The organism is Armatimonadota bacterium (genome assembly GCA_022563855.1).
Lineage (GTDB): Bacteria > Armatimonadota > Fimbriimonadia > Fimbriimonadales > Fimbriimonadaceae > JADFMN01.
On record JADFMN010000007.1, the window covers coordinates 125249 to 144210 of the forward strand.

Genomic DNA, 18962 nt, shown 5'->3' on the forward strand with positions numbered 1-18962 from the left:
AGATTCTACCGCCGCTGACTTAAGAGAACTGGAACTCGGGCGTACTGAAGATTAAACGCGTGATGCTGTTCAACGTGGGCTGCAGGTTCCGCGCGGTGATCGTGCCGCCGGAGAACTGTACAGCCGCGTCGTAAAGGCGCTGGACCTTGCTTTCGCCAAGACCCACATCGAACACGGACAACAGTCGGTCCACAGCCGCGGTGGGGGACGCCCCTTCGGCAGGGATGCGGTCTCCCATCAATGCCATCGTCGCGCGAGCCTGCCTGCCGAACAGCACGTCTGCGAACTTGATCCGCTCGATCATGGAGCCGGTCGTGATCCACTCCGTTCCGCTGACCCACCCGTCAACGTCTGGCGGGAACAGGAGTTCCATACCCATCGACTTCGTCCTCAGTGAAATCAGCCTGGATATGCCAGCCACGCGTCGCGCTTGGACTGCCTCTACCTGCATCATTCGATCGACCACGACGCGACCGAGGCCAAGCGCCCTCACCGTAGAGATGCAAAACTCGACTGGGTTCTTGATGTGAGATCTAACTGCCTGATCCGAATAGAACTCCTCCGATTTCACAATCGAGCGCACCAGCTCGCGGACGTCCAGTCCGCTGCGCTGCCAGCTTTTCGCGAGCCGCTTGATCAATGCTTCGTCAGGACCGGCGTAGGCGAACCACTCCCACATCTTTAGCGTGATGTACTCGGCGGTCTCGTCTAGATCGCACAGGATCTCGAGTACGTCATCGCCTGTCCAAGCGCCAGTCTCGCCAAACACCGACTTCATGCCGCCGTCGTGCCGGTCGGCGATGTTCACAAACCGCGAATTCCGAACGGGCAAATTGGTGGGAATGACGCGAGCCCCCCTGCGAACGCCAAAAGTCCAGCCCGTAAAGGCGCGCGCGGATTCCAGGACGTCGTGCTCCGTGTACAGGTTGTCGACTCCGAGCGTGAACAGCTCCATGACCTCCCGCGCGAAGTTCTCGTTCGGCGTGCCCTTGACGTTTTGGTTGTTGTCCAACCAATAAAGCATCGCTGGATCCTTCGACACCTCGGTCAGCAGAGTGAGAAACCTGCCGGTCGCGTTTTCCCGCAGCGTCTCGATGTGCCGGTACATGGCGTTAGGCTGAGTGACCTTAGCAGCGCTAGTCGCAAAATGGTCGTGCCAGAATAGGGTCAGTTTCTGTTCAAGCGGATGGCGAGTCGCCATCAGTCGCAAGTACCACCAGGACTGAACGCCGAAAATCGGCACGACTCCGTTGTTCGGATTCGCAAAGACGGAGAGCTCAACCGGAAAGCCCTCGTCGGCATCCTCGTAGTCCAAGAGCCGATCGATGGCCCCCGACACACCGTCCGCACCGTAAAAGTCGACTTCGGCTTCGCTTGCGCCAAGTCCAAATCGCCGCAAGAGGTGTGCTACTCGTTCCCGTTCCGACTGCAGCGGCATATCATGTCTGACGCAAATAGCGCCCCTCCGTTCGCTTCGGCCTCCCAAAAGAGCTTCGGGCCTGAAGCAGTACGCTTCAAGCCCAATTAAACCCGGTAAGTACCGTTCGTTACGCGTCGGGGACGTTCATTGCGTTATAAGTCGCCTCGTTGACGAACTTAAAAAGCTTGCTCCCTTCGAATGTCGCTGTCAGCGCATAGCGCACTTGCTCACCGTTCTTCGTCTTGCGGGTCATTCGAACCTTTTTGACCTCGGTATCCGGAACGTCCACGTGCGATCGAGTTTTGAGATTGTAGAACTGCATGATCCTCCTGTACAAATAATTACCAATTCCGGTCATTACTGCTCCCGTGCCGAACGCACTAGCCGCTTCGATTCCTACCGGGAACGTACTAGGAAGTTTGCCAGCTAATTCCGTCTAGGTCAAGCCTAACGGCGCATTTTCTCCACCTAAGTTAAAATGAACCTATGCCTGGTCGGCTCGAAGATGGGCGAAAACGACGACCAGATACACCGAAATAAGGTTCTCAAAGCCATCAACCCGCACTCGTTTCCAGTGCTGAGAGCGCACCTTAGCGACGGAAGCGAACTCTGACTGTGTCACGCTCGACTTCGCCGTCCTCAACCCGTTCGTACCCGATCTCCATTCGATCGCCCCAGTCCGCCGAGGACATCGCTTCGACGACGTCTTCGGTGTCGCGTACAGGTTTACCGTCTATAGAAAAGATTACATCGCCTTCTCTCAAACCGGCGTTATCTGCCGTCGAACCAGGAGTAACCGACACGACCACCACGCCTCTAACGGTGTTTGGAAGATCGTACTGAGCGCGAGTAGCGTCGTCGACGGGGTACAGCGACACGCCTAGGGTCGGCCTGGCCATCTGGCCCCGGTCACGGTCGGGCCGCGTGTTTGGCTGCCTATTGCCGAACGGATACGAAAAGTCGGACTCTCGCTGCTGCGCGACGACGATCCTCGGTGACGTCAGTTGAAGGTCGGTCGTCCTCTCCTTGCCCTTGCGTACATAAGTTACGTTGATCTTGTCATCTGGCGACTTCGCATAAAGGGCGACCCTCAGATCCAGCTCGTTCGTGATCTTGACGGAGTCGATTAAAATGATGACGTCGTTAACCCGAAGACCAGCGTTGTCCGCTGGATCGTTCGGCTCCACGATGCGGATGACCGCTCCTGCTGCCACCTTAAACTCGGCTTGCTCGAACGGCTTCATGTCCTCAGGCACGATTCCCATCAGCCCGCGATCGAACTTGCCCGTCTCGATCATTTCATCGACGACAGCGCGAATGATGTTGCTCGGAATCGCAAACCCGATGCCTGAGCTGACCCCGGACGTGCTGAAAATGGACGTATTGATCCCGATAACTCGACCGTTGATGTCGACAAGCGGGCCGCCAGAGTTGCCGGGATTGATCGACGCATCCGTCTGGATCATGCCGGAGTAAGGACGCGGCGGGCCTCTCCCGTCGCTAGCCTCTCCGCTCCGGCCGATTGCGCTGACGTGGCCGATCGTCACTGAGTTCTCCAAGCCGAACGGAACGCCTACTGCGATCGCGAACTGGCCGGGACGGACACCGTTGCTGTCTGCCAGCTCAAGTGTAGGAAGCCCCTCAACGTTTACTTTGACCAGCGCGATATCGAGCTGCGGATCGTTTGCGCGGTACACCACCCCCTCGACCACGCGACCGTTCGCCAACACGACTTGCACGGTATCAGCCCCCTCGACGACATGGTCGTTGGTCACGATCCACCCGTCGCTGGTATAGACGAAGCCCGACCCGTCGCCAGATCGAGGCCTCAGGAATTCGCCCGTGTCAGGATTCTGCCGCACGCCAGTTTGCACGCTGATGTGCACGACGGCATCGGATATAAACATCGAAAGCTCGGTGAACAGGCTGTCTATCGATTGAATGTCGACGTCGCCGACGCTAGACTCAAAAAGAGATGCGGGGCGGTACTGCGTCTGCTGATACTGCATCGGCTTGTCACCGGCGTCAGCCATCAGCTTCACCGCAGTGATGATGCCAGCGCCGATCACTGCTCCAATTACGAGAATCACGTAAGGGCGGATCATTCCAATCGTCGTACTCTTCATCGCTTATTCACCATGCAAGGCACATCTTGGGCCGTATGTGCTAGCTTGCCCTACATAGAACGCCCAGCCACCATCCAGAAGTTCCTGGGTGCGCCAGGTTCCCTATCGCTGGATTCGGCAAACGCCTTCTCTATCAATTCTAGCACCTTAGAGCCGACGTCGCCGACCGCCAGTATATGTATCTGAGAGAGGTTGACCAACGGCTTTCTGTTTGGGAACGGATTGAAGCCGCTCGCCCCAGCTGACCACTGGTAGACGGTGACGTGAGCGATCCCGTCGCTGATTCTAACCGCGACGAAAGGCTGCTCCCGTCGGCCGACAAGATGCACTTTGCCCGTTGCAAAACCGAATGGAAGGCTCTTTGGCGACGTCGGCCTGAACCCGGCCAGCTCCTCTGCCTCGCGGAGGTTCCGGACTTCTTTCGGCCCCCATGCGCGCTTGACCCGGACGTTCGGAGGGACGGCCAAATCCAGATCGGCGGCGCTGAATCCCGGATCGAAGCTCACCCACTGTGTGTCGATCACGGTCCGGCTGCCCTCGGCCGTATCGAGCTTGTAGCGAAGAATGGCGTGCTTCTCCTTGTCGATGAACAGCGTGCGCGAAGGCAGCTCCTCAGCAAGCGGAGACAGTCGAACCACGAACGTGCGCCTGCTTGCGACCCATGCCGAATCGAGGAAAGAGACCCGGTAGTTACGCTCCAACAGTGCCGCAAGCTCGCGGTGCGGTACCGCATGCAGCGCTGGGGACCGTTCGATCCTCAAGCTGTTGTCATCGGAGTTGTAAGTCCTCCACTCCTTGCCATCGTCGAACGACAAGATGGAGTTCATGGACATCGGCGATAGCACCCGCGACCTGATACCGACGTTCGGCACGACTTGGACTTTGACTAGGATCGTGTACTCACCCATCGTCCGCCGCTGCAGCATCGTGCTGTGGACGCTCCTTTTGCTCTTGAGCGCGCGGAGTAGCACCGCAGTGGCGTCGTCAGGTGTTTGTGCTGCCGTCGAGATAGGCGCGGTGGCGATCAAGAAGATCAGCGCGGCAAGGACGGTTCTCACGGCCCCGCCTCAATCAGAGGGCCTCATTCCCGCAGGCACGAGCGGGGCCGATCCGGAAAGCGGATCGCTGCCCCCGATCTCATGGTCTGCTACGGCGTCGAACGGAGCGTCCTCTGCAAGCTGCTCGGCCCGAGAAGCGCCAAAGAAAACGTTGTAGGTGAGCAGGGCAAGCGCTGCGGCAGCGGCCGAGGTCGCGACGAGCGCCCCCCATGATCGGAACGAAAGCCTTACCGGCCGAGCTTCGGAATCTTCGCGATTGATCGCTTGTAGAATCTCGCGCTCAAGCTGCGCACTCGGCTCAAACGAAGGAAGCTGCACCAATTCGGCCTTCAATACCGACAGCGCCTGGTGCTCCTGAGCGCAGCGCGGACAGCAGTTGAGGTGGCCGCGGATGCTCAGCATCTGCTCGCCGGTCAATTCCCGGTCGATGTACGCCGAAATCGCGTTCTGAACGTTGCTGCAGTTCACTTTAGGGACACCTCGTATCGATCCGGATGTACGTTCACGAGGTATTCGCGAAGCTGCTTCCTGCCACGATGAATCCTGGATCGGACCGTACCGACCGAGGTTTTCATCACGTCGGCGATCTCCTCGTACGACAGACCTTCGATATCGGCGAGGACGACGGCCGTGCGGAACTGCAAAGTCATGGCTTGCAGCCCTAATTGAAGCGGCTCTTCCAGCGTCGACTCCATGAGCAGGCGATCGGCGGGCTGCGCGTCGTCACGGAAGTCCCATGTCTGGTTCCCTTCGCTGCCGCCTTGCTCGATGCTGACAGTCCGCAATCGCGATTTCCTTCTGACCGCGTCGATGTGCAGATTGGTCATGATCCGATACAGCCAGCTCGTAAACGGGAGAGCCTGATCGTATCGGTGGAAGAACCGGAAAGCCCGCATATAGGTCTCCTGCACCAAATCCTCCGCCTCGGCTTGGTTCGACGCCAGTCGCATCGCCATGTTGTACGCCTGTCGATACGACTTGCCCATCAGCCGCTCGAACAACGGCCCACAGTCTGCATTCGGCTCCGCAGAGGACTTGACCCAAGACGCAATCACGTTCCCATTCCTCGACTTGTCCCTACGTTCGTCCTTCGGCTTATAGTTCCGCAATTTCGTTCATCAACCTCAGGAACAGGGTCTCGTACACGAGCGCAGCTAGGGCGTTGCCGCGAATCAACCTGTGGGACTCAGCTACTGCGCCCAAGAATCGGTGGTGCTCCGGGATCCGGTTGACGGCCCAGCGTCCTACCGCCTGCACGATCTCAGCGTTGGCGTTGCGGTTCGATAGGCCTGCGTCGGCAGCGTATCTCTCGGCGATGGCTCGGCAACCTTCGGCCAGCAGCAGTGCTTTGCCGAACGGCGCGCTCCGGCACCCGTCGAGCAGAGCGAGCAGCTCTTCAAAATGAACGGAGTGCTCGCGGATATGCATCACGCTGCCGGGCGAGTCGCCGAAAACCGATTCAATCGACGACAGCCCGCCCAAGGCAAGCGCGATGCTCTTCTCATCCGGCAAATCGCATGCCACACACATGCAGCGCGAGCGAATCGTCGGCAAGACCTGGCTGAACGCGCTCGTCGTCATCACGATCCGCACGTACGGCGCAGGCTCTTCCAGGGCCTTGAGGAACGCGTTTGAAGTCGAAGGGTTCATCCTGTGCACCTCGTGAAGCACCGCTACCTTCCGCTTCGCCATCATCGGCCCAGTTCTGAAGAACTCCAAGAGCGGGATGTTTGGCGGCGGGTCGTTGTCATCCGGCTGCTCGCGCAGCGCACCAAGCTTGATGATCCAGCTCGGGCCCCAAGGCGTCACGGACTGCAGATCAACGGCTTTGTCAGCCTCGACGGCCTTGCAAATCCGGCATTCGCCGCAGGCGACCCCGTCTTCGCCGGATTCGGGGCACATCCACGCCTGAGCCAGCTCACGCGCCAGTACGCCCTTCCCCACGCCCTCCGGTCCATAGAGCAACACCGCGTGTACGGCAGCGCCCTTTCGAGCGACCGTGGACAGTGTGCCCTTGGCGCGGCTCAGATCGCCGAGCATGGGGGGCTCAGAAACGGATGAACTCATCGACATTGATCAGGAACACCGTTGCGCCGCCAACAGGCACCTTGACCGGGCTCGGAACAAACGCTCCCGGGGGCGCGGCCTCGAACGGCATGACGTTCACTAGCTGCTCTCTGGCCTCGCAGTTTTTTTTGATGACCTCCTTGAGAGCCTCGACCTCCCCCTCCTCGACGCCGATCAGAAGCGTCGAGTTGCCCTCGCGGAGGAACCCTCCAGTAGACCCAATCACCGTGAACTTGAAGCCGCCAGCGACCAGCTCGTCAGTGAGACGGTTACGGTCCCGGTTGTGTACGATGCACACCGCCAGCTTCATGTGGGTTAATTATATGCTGGATTCGCCCGATCCGGATAAAAAATAGTGCGGGCGGCGCAGCTCATCGCTGCGCCGCCCGCTCGTCACGCCCTCTCAGGAGGGATCAGTTTCGCGTCTCGCGTTCAGAGGCTGACTTGCCAGTCAGATTCTCCGTCGCCGTCTCCATCTGCTTTTGTTTCGAGTCGACGTCATCCTCCGACACGCCCGAATTAGCCGACCCACAGCCGATGCCGCCGATCGCAAGCGCCGCAAGCACAATCGCAGTTAAGAGTCGCCTCATGTCTAGAAACCGCCAAGCGCCCACAGCGGGTAGTCCACTGTAAGGTCAACGTCGGCGTCCCACGCGAACACACCTCCAGACAGGCCGCAAGTGTGCCCGCCTGGCAGCGAACCACCGACGATGTACTCGTTCATGAGCGGCGTCTCCCCAAGGAACTTCTGCGCCGGGTAGAACCTTGAGTGCGAGTCGGCAAATCCGAGAACGATGCCACCGCCGATCGTAGCTCGCGGATCAGGCCTGTCGCTGATCTCATTCATATTCCAACCTGTGCAGTCGGACCAAATCATCAGGTTGCGAGCCCACCATTCGCGAACCGCTGGCGGATACACTGTGTACGAAGTATCTTCGCTCGCCGCGTTGTCGGCGATCACCGGGGCGAAGTTGATACCCGGGTTACCAAAGTCGAACAACAGCATCGCCTTTGCAACATCTCGAATCCTAGCCTGCCTTCCGCCGACGAAGCTGTTGCGGAAGCACCCGCGAGGTGCGTTTGGCAGGAGACAAGCATCGCTCCCGCTTTGCCACGTGTTCAGCGCGCCGGTCAGCGACAAGTTGAGCGCAAACCCACCCATGATCTCACCGTGCAAATCCCACGGTTCGGTGAGTTTCGCACGACCAGGATGGGTGAAGATATCGACGTTCCCCATATATGGGAAAACCCACTTCTGCCAAGAGTAGTGGTTGACGCGGTAGTAGAACCTCGGCCAATTGCATCCTTCTCCGGCTGGATTGAACGCAAAACCGTTCAGGGCCTTGTTCAAAGACGAGCCAGCAACGCATTCGTCGTTGCGCGGGTAGATGTCGTCGTAATCGATCATGTACAGCAAGATCGACTTGCCGATCTGCGCCTGGTTGGAAATCGCCGCAGTCTTTTTTGCAGCGACCTTCGCCTGTGCAAATACAGGGAACAGAATCGCCGCAAGAATCGCGATGATTGCAATAACGACAAGTAATTCTATAAGCGTAAACGCTTTTCTTCTAATCACTGATAATTCCTCCGAGACGCCCATAGGCGTGCGGGTTACGGATCACCGGATGCACGCTGACCACTCCCAACCTTCATTATAACTGCGAATTCTACTGGGTACTGAGTCTAGGTCAGTCGGTAGGTCTGAATAACTGATGCCGCACGTTGGTGATTGGGGCAGTCTTACTAACAATATTTTGACAACTCGTGCTGTCGCCTAACTACATTAGGATAGCTCGGTGTGGGAAACGTCAAAAAGATATCTGAGATTGGGTGAAGAGTCGCTCTAATACAGCAAAATTGCCTGCCATTCGGCCAGGAACGGCGCACATTCGTCGGCGAACCGCGACTCGATCTGGGCAAGCGGACAGAGGTCTTCGATCGCTGGACGGAGCCAGTCGTTTCCAGCAAGGATGTCGAACGGGTTCTTTTCGTACTCGTACTCGTAGGGCGGTTCGAGCCACTTGAACTCCGTGGCGTAGAGCCGCCAGACCTCTTGGAGCAGCGCAACAGCCGTGATAACAGGCTTGAACTCGGCGCGGTCGGTGACGTGGACGAACGTGCCAAGGCAGACTTGCCCTTGGAACTTGTTGAACGTCGGCTCGAACTGGTACGCGCGGAACCTGACGCCGGAAAGACCGAGATCGTTCAACCTATCGGTCAGCTCCCAGGCGTCGACGTACGGCGCGCCGACTATCTCGAACGGTCTCGTCGTGCCCCTTCCCTCGCTAAGCTGGGTGCCTTCGATCAGGCACATCCCAGGGTAGACGACGGCGGTGTCGACCGTCGGCATGTTCGGGCTTGGCATCGCCCAAGGCATGTCGATCTCGTCCTGGTACTTGGTGCGGTCCCAGCCCTCCATCTTCACGACCTCAAGCTGGCAGTCTGGGAACTGGGTCTGTTTGAGGTACATGGCGACCTCTGCGACCGTCATCCCATGGCGCATCGGGAGCGGGTAGAGGCCTACGAAGCTCGAGAACTCAGGGTCGAGAAACGCGCCTTCTACCGTGACGCCGTTGATCGGGTTGGGTCGGTCGAGCACGGTGATCGGGATGCCTTTCGGCTCGCACGCCTTCATGCACAGCGCGAGGGTCCAGATGAACGTGTAATACCGCGAGCCGACGTCGGGCACGTCGAACACGATCCGCTCGACGCCTTCGAGCATCTGATCTGTGGGCTCTCTGTTCTCGCCATAAAGCGAATGGAACGGGATCCCCGTGCGCGGATCCTTGTAGCCCTCCCACTCGATCATGTTGTCCTGCGTGTGGCCCCAGATCCCGTGCTGCGGGCCGAAGACGCACTGGATTCTCAGCTTGCCATTCTTGTGCGGCTTCAGAAAGTGGTCGAGGACGTGTCCGTAGTCGCTCGCGATCGACGCCTGGTTGCAGACGAGCGCTATCGACTGGCCTTTGAACTGCTCGAATCCACCTTCGATCACCCGGTCCAGCCCGAACTTCGCCATACGCGCGAAATATACCGCCCGCGTCCGGTATGCGGTGGCTTGCCGCCGCTCTTCTGGCAGGGGCTTGCCCCGGTCGCCAGCGCGGTGCGGCCGATAGCGAGCCGAGGGTTTAGGTTCGAGCTGCGCCTGAACTACTCCGAACAAACCCGAACAAATCCGAACCAACCCGAACAAATCCCCTGTTCGCCAAGCCTCACGCTGGCGCGGCTCGCGGGGACGCTCGCCCTCCCAATCAGCGCTCTGCATTCTGCATTCAGCACTAGAGCTAAACTAGCGACACGATGCTCGCCGCCGTACTTACCATCGCCGCCGCCAAACAAGACCCGTGGCCCGTCACACACGCCGAGGCGACCAACTTCGAAGAGACTTCGCACTACGAGCACGTCGTGGAGTTCCTGGACGCGCTGGCGAAAGTAACGACCGCGCAAGTCAGCTACGTCGGTTCGACCGAGGGCGGACGCAAGATTCCGCTCGTGATCGCCGCGAAACCGCCGGTCTCGACTCCACTCGAAGCCAAGCAATCGGGCAAGCCGGTTGTCTACATCCAAGCGAACATCCACGGCGGCGAGGTCGAAGGCAAGGAGGCGGCTCAGATGATCCTGCGCGACCTCTACCGCACCGACAGCCCGTTGCTGGAACAGCTGATCTTCGTCGTCGTGCCGATCTACAACATCGACGGCAACGAAAAATGGGGCGACGGGAAGGTGAAACGCCGCAGCCAAACCGGGCCGGATGTCGTCGGCGATCGCACCAACGACGCGGGGCTCGACCTCAACCGCGACTGCATGAAGGCCGAGTCGCCCGAGATGCAGACCGTGCTGAAGTACGTCTACAACGCGTGGGACCCGGACGTGGTGTTCGACCTGCACACGACCAACGGCACGCGGCACGGTTACGATCTGACGTTCTCACCGCCTCTACACCCGAACACGCACCCTCTGGTGCGCGGGTACACGCAAGACGAGCTGATGCCGCGCGTTCGAGCGAGGCTCGGCGACGACGTGAAGATATTCCCCTACGGCAATACCGGCCCGCGCGACGGGGTGACGGCGTGGTCGACTTTCAGCCACGAGGGCCGCTACGTGACCAACTACGGCGGCCTGCGCAACCGAATCGCGATCCTGAGCGAGGCGATGAGCTATGCGCCGTTCGAGGAGCGGGTCGAATCGACCTACAAGTTCGTGATGGCGTGCCTGGAAGAGATCGCCGCAGACGCTGACCGCGTGGTTGCTCAATCGAGACAAGCGGACGCGGACATGGCGACGTGGTCGAAGCAGAACCGCTCGTTCGGCGTCCGGTTCGAGTTCGCTTCGCGGGGCGAGGAGGACGTGCTGCTGGAGAAGGCGCCGACCGAGGGCGAAGATCGCAGAACCGGAAAGATCACCGAGACTGAGACCGCGAAGATGCAGATTTTCGACCGGTTCAAGGCGACGCGCACAGCCCCGATGCCCGCTGCGTACATCATCCCGCCGAGCGAGAAAGCTGTGCTGGAACTGCTGCTGTTGCAAGGTGCAGTCGTCGAGCGCTTGAGCGAGGATTGGACCGGCGACGCAGCGGGCTTCATCATTACCGAAGTCGACCAAGCAGAGCGCGCATTTCAGGGCCACAGGATGATCCGGCTGGAGGGCGAGTTCCAGATCGCCGAATTTGAATTCCCCAGCGGGCATTACATGGTTCGGACCGGCCAGCCTCTCGGAATGCTCATCTTCTATCTGCTCGAGCCCGAAAGCCTCGACGGCGTCGTTGCGTGGGAGGTGCTTTCGCAAAAGCCGCTGGTCAACAGCGTGTTTCCAATCTTCAAGGTTCGCGATATCTCAGGCGTGGTTTCCGAAGTCGTGACCGAGATCGGTGCAACAGTCCCCTCCCCCTTGGGATTTGCCGGGTCGACGATTCCTGAGGAATCGTCGACCCGCGCAAAGGCTAGGGAAAGGGGGTTGATCGAACGGCGCGATAGCCCGCGAATCTTGTTGCTGGCGCGGCTCGCGAGGACGCTCGCCCTCCCGGAGCGCGGACTCTCAGTCCGCATCCAGGCCCGCGGACTCTTAGTCCACGGACGAAAATCCTGTCAGCAGGGCCTACCCTTCGGGACAGACCGTGGCACCCGAAGCTAGCCGAAATCGGGGCCCATCTGCCGTCCGGCCAGCAGGTGCGCGTGGAGGTGGGGGACTTCCTGTCCGCCGTGTTGACCCTGGTTGATCACGAGGCGGTAGCCGTCTTCAGCGAACCCCTCCTGCTCGGCGATCCTTCTTGCGGCGTTGAGGATGTGGGTGTGGTCGCCGGTCTCGGGGACGTCGGCAAGGCCGGGAATCTCCGCTCGGGTCACGATGAGGATGTGCACCGGCGCTTTCGGGGCGATGTCGCGGAAGGCGACGATGTGCTCGTCCTGGTAGACGATATCGCCCGGTATCTCGCCCTCGATGATCTTCGTGAACAGCGTCGGCATACGTTGATTATATCGACAAGCAATGTAGCCGTACGCTTCAGCTTGCGCGATTTGCCGCTGTTTCGAAATGTAGCCCCATGCTTCAGCTTGCGGTGTCTGCCGCAGACTTCCATTTGAAAGCACGGCCCAATACGTCCGGACGCGGCCTAAAGGATGCGGCTACATCACGCGGATCTCGTTAGCGACCGGTTCCGCGACGATCTCGCCGTACGCGACGCCGTCGCGCTCTTCTTCCAATCGGACCCACTGCATGGTGCGGGCGAGGGACGGGGAGCCAGCCATGCGCACCGTGATCCAGTTGTCGGTGGTGCCTTCGAGCAGTTCCTCCCTCTTGGTCTTGCCTTCGACCAGCACGCGCATCGTGCGGCCGAGGAACTTGCGGACGTGCTCGCGTCCGGTTCGGGTCGATATCTCGATCAACCGCCTAGAGCGCTCCTTCTTGGTATCTACATCGACCGGGTCGCCCCACTCGTCGGCGGGAGTGCCGAAGCGCGGGGAGAAGCGGAAGACGTGCGCCTTGAGGTACTTGACATGCTCGAAAACGAAGATCGACGACTGGAACCGCTCCTCGGTCTCGGTCGGAAAGCCGACCAGCACGTCGGTCGTGATCGACAGCTGCGGGAAGCGCGCGTAGAGGCGGTCGCAAAGCGCGAGGTACTCGGCCTGGCCGTACCGACGGTTCATGTCCTTCAGCACCTGCGTATCGCCGCTTTGCAGCGGGATGTGGAAGTGCGGCACGACGTGGCCGTCTTCGACCAGCGCGAGGATCGGCTCTGTGACCTGGTGCATCTCGATAGACGAGATGCGGATACGCTCAAGGCCGGATTCAGCAGAAAGCTTCGTCACCAGCTCCTCGAACGACAGCCCCTCGCTGCCGGTCGAGGGGCCGTACGCACCGATCAGGACGCCGGTCAGTATCGCCTCCTTGTAACCCTGCTCGGTGAGCTTCTGCGCCTCACTCAACACCTCGTGCCACGGGCGGGATCGCATGCCCGGGCGGGTGAAGGGGATCGAGCAGTAAGAGCACATCACGTCGCAGCCGTCCTGGATCTTCAGCGTTGCGCGGGTGCGGCCCTGGAAAGGCTTGACGGTCGTCCGCGACGGCTCTTCCTTTGCCCACTTCTCATACGAGGGGTACTGGCGGAAGAAGAAATCTATCGTCTCGAGCTTCGACGGGTTCGGGACGACGACGTGCGCGCCCTCCATCTCGACGCCCTTGTTGATCCCCATCTGGACGGCGCAGCCAGTGACGATCACCTTGGCCGAGGGGTTGGTCCTGGTCGCGCGCCGCACTGTATAGCGGCTCTTGGACTCCGCGACCGAGGTCACGCTGCAAGTGTTGATTACGTAGACGTCGGCGGGCTGGTTGAACGGCACGACGGCGAACCCGGCCGCCTCGAAGGACTCCAGGATCTTCTGCGTCTCGTACTGGTTGACCTTGCAACCCAGGGTGGTGAACGCCGCCGTCGGCACGGCTCGTATTGTACGCCGTCCCTGGGCTGCGAAGTCCGAACCTGTCAAAATCAGGCTGAGCGATGGGAATCAACTGGCAGAAAATCTGGGACGATCGTGGCACAGAGGCGTGGCTCCTGTTGCCGCTAGCGCTCGTGTACGCCTGTGGATGGCTGATATACGAGGCGGTGTACAAGTTCGGGATCAAGAAGCCGGTTCGGCCTCACGCCCCAGTCGTCTGTATCGGAAACCTCATCGTCGGCGGGTCGGGCAAGACTCCGCTGGCGATCCACGTTGCCGGAGTGATCCGCAAGTTGGGCCGTGATGTCGTCATGAGCGTGAACGGGTACGGCTCTCCAAGATCGGCTGGCGCGACGTCGGCGCCGACTGGCGAACTCGAGCCGTCCGAATGGGGCGACGAAGCGGCGATGATCCGCAACAAGCTCCCTGACGTGCCGCTCATCGTCGGCCAGGACCGCGTTCGCGCAGCGCAAATCTGTCGCGACCTGTACCCCGACGCGACTCTGCTGCTCGATGACGGGTTTCAGCACCTGCCGTTGGCCAAAGACGTCACCATCGTGTTGGACGTGCCCGAATACCATAACCGCTTCTGCCTGCCTTCGGGGCCGTATCGCGAGCCGCGGGCGACTGGTCTGATGCGGGCGGACCTTACGATTCCAGGAAAATTCACGATTGGAATGGAGTCTCTGACGTTTTACGAGTCGGACGGGTCGCCGGCCGAAATCTTCGGTCCGATCAACGCGCTGTGCGCTCTTGCCCGGCCTTCCCGATTCGTCGATACTCTAGAGCATCATGGCAACACCGTCGAGGAGTACAAGTTCTTCCCCGATCACGATCGACTCAAATCGCGCAAGCTGCTCCAGGACTTGAACCCGATGCTGCCAGTCGTCGTGACCGAAAAGGACTGGGTCAAGTTGAAATCGAGAAAAATCGGTGAGCCGTGGCGCATTGTCATTGCCAGCTATGAAGTCCAGATCGAGCCTGCCGAAGAGTTTCGCGACTGGTTGAAGAAGAGATTGAATGAAGCGACTGACTAAACGGTTGATCGCCTGGGTCGCCGCACCGACCATGAGGATGATCCAGCGATATCTCACGCGGAAGAACCCTGCGCAGGTCGAGAGGTTTGGCACTCGATTCGGCAGGTTGTACTGGCGTCTGGACAGGCGTAGGCGCCTCACGTGTCAGAACAACCTCCGGCTGGCCTTTCCAGACATGCCTGCCGATGAGGCGGCCGTGTTAGCCAAAAAGGTGTTCGAGCATTTCGGCCGGGCGGGAACAGACTTTCTGATGGGCGCAAAGCGAAGCCGTGCCGAGCTAGAGTCTTCAATGACCGTCGTAGGCATTGAGAAGCTCGAAAAAGCGCTGGAGGGCGGCAAAGGCGTGCTTCTCATTACCGGCCACTTCGGCAACTTTGAGCGCATTCCGGATTGGCTCTCCGTCCACGGATATAAGATCAGCATCGTGGTCAGAGACGCCAACGAAGAGGGGGTCAACCACATAGTTTACGGCCTCCGGCAGGGCCTTGGCACCGAACTGATCGCTCGTGGAGACGCGGCGATCAAGATCGTCCGTAGGCTCCGCGACAACGGGATCGTCGCGATCACGCCAGATCAAAACGCGTACGAAGCCTTCCTCCCGTTCTTTGGAAAACCGGCGGGCACCACGCTTGGACCAGGCGTTATCAGCGATCGGACCGGGGCAGTGGTCATCCCGGTGTTCTGCCGCTATGTGGGTCCGTCTCAATACAGGATGGAGTTTCACGACCCTCTCCAACCGTACAGCGGCTACGACGCCAAGGGAGAGGGGATGATGCGGGCGATCAACGATAAGCTTGAGAGCGTCATCCGGGAAACCCCCGATCAGTGGCTGTGGCTACATGACCGCTGGAGGGCCGCGCGCCTAGAGGGGCTCCTGTGAGCGAGCCGCGCGTGCTCATCGTTCGGTTCAGCGCGATCGGCGACTGCATCATGTCGGCGTGGGCAGTGACCGGCATACGCTTGGCGTACCCCAAGGCTTATATCGCGTGGGCCGTCCAGTCGCAGTTTGCCAGCGTCATCGACACCGATCGCATGGTCGACCTCTGCCACGAGCTGCCGCGGGAAAGGTGGAAGAGTCAGCGGTGGTCGCCAGCCACATGGCGCGAACAGGTCGTCGCCTACACTCTGTTGCGTCGACATAAATTCGATTACGGGTTTGACTTCCACGGGCACAGCAAGACCGCGCTGCTTCTGCGGCTCGCCAATCCGAGACAGAGAGTGTCGTCTTCCGCCACGGATCGGTTTGTGCGCATGCTGAATCCGGTCAGGGACGACGAAAACCTGCCTCAGCACGAAGTCGAGCGCAACATCAGTCTGGTCAACAGCTTGCTGCCAATCACGGAACCGGAGAAGCCGTACCTGCCGACGTTCAGGCACGCTGTGCCAGAGCTGGAACGCGCGACCGAATCTGGCCAGGTCATCACGATTCAGACTGGAACCAGCGCCAAGTGGAAGATATATCCAGCCGAACTGTGGAGCGAAGTAGCAGAGTTGCTGGCAAAGCCGAACCGAACGATCATCGCGCTCGGCGGCCCGACAGATCCGGTGATAGAGCACCCGGACGTCCAGAACTTCGTTGGAAAGTGCGATCTGAGCTCGGCATTTGCGGCGGTCGCCGACAGCACCGTGCACGTCGCCGCTGACACGGGGACCGGACACGCCGCAGCGGCTTTTGGCGTGCCGACCGTCAGCCTGTTCGGCCCGACCGATCCGGCACGATACGCACCGTGGTCGCCGCTCAACACAGTGCTGCGCAACGGCAAGAGGGCTAAGAGCATCCCGCCCAGCGACGTTGCGGCAGCAGTAGAGAACAGCTTGCAGGGGGTGGCCCGTGCGCATTCTAATTAGTCGGCTATCTTCGCTCGGCGACGTCGTTTGCACTCTGCCCGCTGCCGGAGCGCTGAAGGCCGGAATTCCGGACGCCGAAATCGTGTGGGCGGTCGATGCAAGGTTCCGCGGTGTCGTCGAGCTGTGCACGAACGTCGATCAGATCGTCGATTGGCCAAGGCGCCCGCGATCATGGCGAAAAACCGCGAGCGAGCTAGGAGAGTTCGACGTTGCGCTCGATCTTCAAGGTCTGTTGAAGTCCGCCTCGGTGGTCGCCCTGGTCCGCGCGGGCAGGAAGCTCGGCTATCACTGGCGCAGGGAGTTCGCGTGGATCTTCACACAAGCCGTGAAGCCGGATCGCACCAGCCTGCACGTCGTCGACCAGTACGTCGATGTCGCTAGAGCTGCGGGAGGGGTCGCGGACGAAGCCGTATTTGGGCTCGTCCCGAACCAGGACGACGTTGCAAAGGTGAAAGCGATGGTCGGCGACGGTCGCCTCGTGATCTGCAACGCGGGAGCTGGTTGGGCGAGTAAGCGGTGGCCGGCCAAATCGTTTGCACAGTTGGCCAATCGCCTGGCAGCGGACGGCGCGACGGTCGCGTTCATCGGCGCTGAGTCGGACCGCGCGGCTTTCGACGAGGTTCGCGGGCACGGTTGCGGCGCAGCGATCGACTTGATCGGAAAGACCCGGGTCAGAGAGCTGGTCGCACTCATCAGCCTGTCGAAGGCACACGTCGGTGGTGACACGGGCAGCTCGCACATTGCGGCCGCGCTCGGTGTTCCCGCTATCTCGATGTACTCGGTCACGCGCCCAGAACGCACGTGCCCGTACGGCCAGAGGCATCGCGCGCTGTACGATCCTAGAGGGCTCGCGCACATCGACGTTGACTCGGTGCACGACGCGGTTACCGCTGCGATCTCCGGCTAGTCTTCCTTGCGCTTCTGTGGACTGAACGACGGGCTCATATAGTTGCCCGTGCCGCCTGAGACATTTTGCTCCCCTGTGCCGTCGACGTTGATCGTGTAAATCTGCCGGTCACCGGCGGGCCCAGCTTTCAAGTACACGATTGTCGTCCCTGACGGGTGCCAGCGAGGCTCCGCGACCTCGCCGTTTACGACGGCTTGGCCTTCGTACATACCAGCCTCCTTGATCGGCATGACGAAGAGGCTGCCCGGCGAGAACTCACGTTCCACCGCCCCACGTCCGATTGCTACGACGACTCGCCTGCCGTCAGGCGAGATCGCTGGCTGTCGCGCGAACACGCCAGGCTCCGCCCAGAACCGGTACTGGACGGTTTTCACGCCGGGATCGTCCCCAGCTGATTTGTAAAACTCGAACTCCGCCGTATCAGCCCAAAAGACCTCTCTGAGCGCATTGAAGACAGCCTCGTCGTCCGTCGCCGGCTGGCCGTTGATTCTCATGAGCACGTCGCCGACCGAAATGCCGATCCTGTCAGCCGCCGAATCTGGTGCGACTTGTTGGACGGCGAGACCTTGGATGTCGCTCGGAACGTCGTGCTGCCGCCGAAACTCTTCGGTAATCGGCGCCGTCATAACGCCGGTCTCCGGCCGATCGAAGAACATCGGAGTGCTTTGCGGGGCACCGTCTTTGTCGACCGTGATCGCGAACAGGCAGTTGCGCCATGGAAGCAACACGCGGCCTTCCTTGATGAACTCGTTGTCAGCGGCGTTCGGGTTCGCAAGGGCGAATCCCTCGACCGCGACAACGGCCGTTCCGTTTGGTCCTACGTCGAACTCGATTCTCTTGCCGGCGAACAGCGGGATCGGACCGGGCTGAGACAGCCCAATCGGCTTCATCAAATTGACGACAAAAACCTCGTCCATCTGCGCGTCTCTGCGCATCACCGCGTAGATGACCCTTCTGTCTGCGCCCCACTTTGCGTCCTTGAAGCTGCTACCGATGCTCCGGTACTGGGTATCAAACTGGCCAGCGGCGCCGCCCTCCTCGTCTCCAACTGTTCTTTCTCTACCGATCGGCGGCAGAAGTTGCCGCAATGTCCCGTCGCGCTGGTTGTAGTCCATGACGTATCCAGCTGAGACGATCATGCCGCTTTCCAGCAAATTTGGATAATCGGGAGGGCCATAGTACGGAGTCGACTTCGCCCGGCTCCCTGTAGACCTCTGCACAACAGCGTTCTTGTCCGGATTCCAGCGGTAGATGTTGTACTGGTTATCGTCGCGATTGCTGACGAAGAACACGCGGTTGCCGTCGGGGCGCCACCTGGGATCCTGGTCCAACGTCCCCGGTTCGTACCCCTTCGAGTTCACTTTTTCTCCGTCAGCCGTGAACATGACTGCGCGAGAGCCGTCCGGAAGTTGCTCGACCGCAACGATCCAGCCGGCGGTGTCGGTGCTGCCGATGTCCGGATCGATCAGCCAATCCGCCAGCGAGTTGTAGCCAAAGAAGATAACTGCAATGGCGAAGAGGATCAGAACCGTCCGGACCATTATTTTCTGTTGCATTTCGGTTA

Annotated in this window: 19 protein-coding genes; 5 read left to right on the forward strand and 14 right to left on the reverse strand. The window is 60.2% G+C overall.

Going from position 1 to position 18962, the window contains the following annotated elements:
* Positions 1-19 precede the first annotated feature (19 nt).
* The 11 genes from IH944_10115 to IH944_10165 all read right to left on the reverse strand — a co-directional run bounded on the left by IH944_10115 (position 20) and on the right by IH944_10165 (position 9690).
* The gene (locus IH944_10115) at positions 20-1399 is read right to left on the reverse strand and encodes a DUF1800 domain-containing protein (protein MCH7904907.1); all 1380 of its coding nucleotides are present in this window, start codon (positions 1397-1399) and stop codon (positions 20-22) included.
* A gap of 148 nt (positions 1400-1547) precedes the next feature.
* Positions 1548-1742 carry a hypothetical protein gene (locus IH944_10120; GenBank protein MCH7904908.1) on the reverse strand — a complete coding sequence of 65 codons (195 nt, stop codon included), beginning with the start codon at positions 1740-1742 and terminating at the stop codon, positions 1548-1550.
* A 268-nt stretch (positions 1743-2010) separates the two neighbouring features.
* A complete protein-coding gene (locus IH944_10125; protein ID MCH7904909.1) occupies positions 2011-3546 on the reverse strand; it encodes a PDZ domain-containing protein in 1536 nt (511 codons plus the stop codon).
* A 50-nt stretch (positions 3547-3596) separates the two neighbouring features.
* Positions 3597-4604 (reverse strand): hypothetical protein, encoded by a 1008-nt coding sequence (locus IH944_10130; protein MCH7904910.1) that lies wholly within the window; start codon positions 4602-4604, stop codon positions 3597-3599.
* Between the two features lie 9 nt (positions 4605-4613).
* Positions 4614-5072, reverse strand: coding sequence for a zf-HC2 domain-containing protein (locus IH944_10135; GenBank protein ID MCH7904911.1), 459 nt, complete (start codon positions 5070-5072; stop codon positions 4614-4616).
* Entirely contained in the window at positions 5069-5659 is a 591-nt protein-coding gene (locus IH944_10140; GenBank protein MCH7904912.1) for a sigma-70 family RNA polymerase sigma factor, read from the reverse strand. The genes IH944_10135 and IH944_10140 overlap by 4 nt, the downstream gene beginning before the upstream one ends.
* A gap of 40 nt (positions 5660-5699) precedes the next feature.
* Complete coding sequence (locus IH944_10145) at positions 5700-6671, reverse strand: hypothetical protein (protein MCH7904913.1); 972 nt, start codon at positions 6669-6671, stop codon at positions 5700-5702.
* Complete coding sequence (locus IH944_10150; protein ID MCH7904914.1) at positions 6652-6981, reverse strand: cyclic-di-AMP receptor; 330 nt, start codon at positions 6979-6981, stop codon at positions 6652-6654. Before IH944_10150 ends, IH944_10145 begins: the two co-directional genes overlap by 20 nt.
* 103 nt (positions 6982-7084) lie before the next feature.
* Positions 7085-7261 carry a hypothetical protein gene (locus IH944_10155; GenBank protein ID MCH7904915.1) on the reverse strand — a complete coding sequence of 59 codons (177 nt, stop codon included), beginning with the start codon at positions 7259-7261 and terminating at the stop codon, positions 7085-7087.
* A gap of 2 nt (positions 7262-7263) precedes the next feature.
* Positions 7264-8271: a prepilin-type N-terminal cleavage/methylation domain-containing protein gene (locus IH944_10160; GenBank protein ID MCH7904916.1), complete on the reverse strand. Its 1008-nt coding sequence runs from the start codon at positions 8269-8271 to the stop codon at positions 7264-7266.
* A 243-nt stretch (positions 8272-8514) separates the two neighbouring features.
* Entirely contained in the window at positions 8515-9690 is a 1176-nt protein-coding gene (locus tag IH944_10165) for a DUF1343 domain-containing protein (protein ID MCH7904917.1), read from the reverse strand.
* 281 nt (positions 9691-9971) lie between these two features.
* Here IH944_10165 and IH944_10170 point away from each other — a divergent pair, with 281 nt between their 5' ends.
* A complete protein-coding gene (locus tag IH944_10170; protein ID MCH7904918.1) occupies positions 9972-11801 on the forward strand; it encodes a M14 family metallopeptidase in 1830 nt (609 codons plus the stop codon).
* On the opposite strand, the gene IH944_10175 is transcribed toward IH944_10170, so the two are convergent.
* Complete coding sequence (locus IH944_10175) at positions 11798-12133, reverse strand: histidine triad nucleotide-binding protein (GenBank protein ID MCH7904919.1); 336 nt, start codon at positions 12131-12133, stop codon at positions 11798-11800. The two genes, IH944_10170 and IH944_10175, sit on opposite strands and share 4 nt — an antisense overlap.
* Before the next feature lie 159 nt (positions 12134-12292).
* The gene (gene mtaB, locus IH944_10180) at positions 12293-13606 is read right to left on the reverse strand and encodes a tRNA (N(6)-L-threonylcarbamoyladenosine(37)-C(2))-methylthiotransferase MtaB (protein MCH7904920.1); all 1314 of its coding nucleotides are present in this window, start codon (positions 13604-13606) and stop codon (positions 12293-12295) included.
* A gap of 62 nt (positions 13607-13668) precedes the next feature.
* On the opposite strand from mtaB, the gene lpxK reads away from it, so the two are divergent.
* The 4 genes from lpxK to IH944_10200 are packed head-to-tail and all read left to right on the forward strand — an operon-like array spanning position 13669 to position 17398.
* Positions 13669-14643: a tetraacyldisaccharide 4'-kinase gene (lpxK, locus tag IH944_10185; GenBank protein ID MCH7904921.1), complete on the forward strand. Its 975-nt coding sequence runs from the start codon at positions 13669-13671 to the stop codon at positions 14641-14643.
* Positions 14627-15523, forward strand: a complete 897-nt coding sequence (locus IH944_10190) for a lysophospholipid acyltransferase family protein (GenBank protein ID MCH7904922.1) — start codon at positions 14627-14629, stop codon at positions 15521-15523. Before lpxK ends, IH944_10190 begins: the two co-directional genes overlap by 17 nt.
* Positions 15520-16491, forward strand: a complete 972-nt coding sequence (locus IH944_10195) for a hypothetical protein (protein MCH7904923.1) — start codon at positions 15520-15522, stop codon at positions 16489-16491. The genes IH944_10190 and IH944_10195 overlap by 4 nt, the downstream gene beginning before the upstream one ends.
* On the forward strand, positions 16475-17398 hold the full coding sequence (locus IH944_10200; GenBank protein MCH7904924.1) for a glycosyltransferase family 9 protein: 924 nt from the start codon (positions 16475-16477) through the stop codon (positions 17396-17398). The genes IH944_10195 and IH944_10200 overlap by 17 nt, the downstream gene beginning before the upstream one ends.
* On the opposite strand, the gene IH944_10205 is transcribed toward IH944_10200, so the two are convergent.
* Positions 17395-18954 (reverse strand): PD40 domain-containing protein, encoded by a 1560-nt coding sequence (locus IH944_10205; protein ID MCH7904925.1) that lies wholly within the window; start codon positions 18952-18954, stop codon positions 17395-17397. The two genes, IH944_10200 and IH944_10205, sit on opposite strands and share 4 nt — an antisense overlap.
* Positions 18955-18962: the final 8 nt, after the last annotated feature.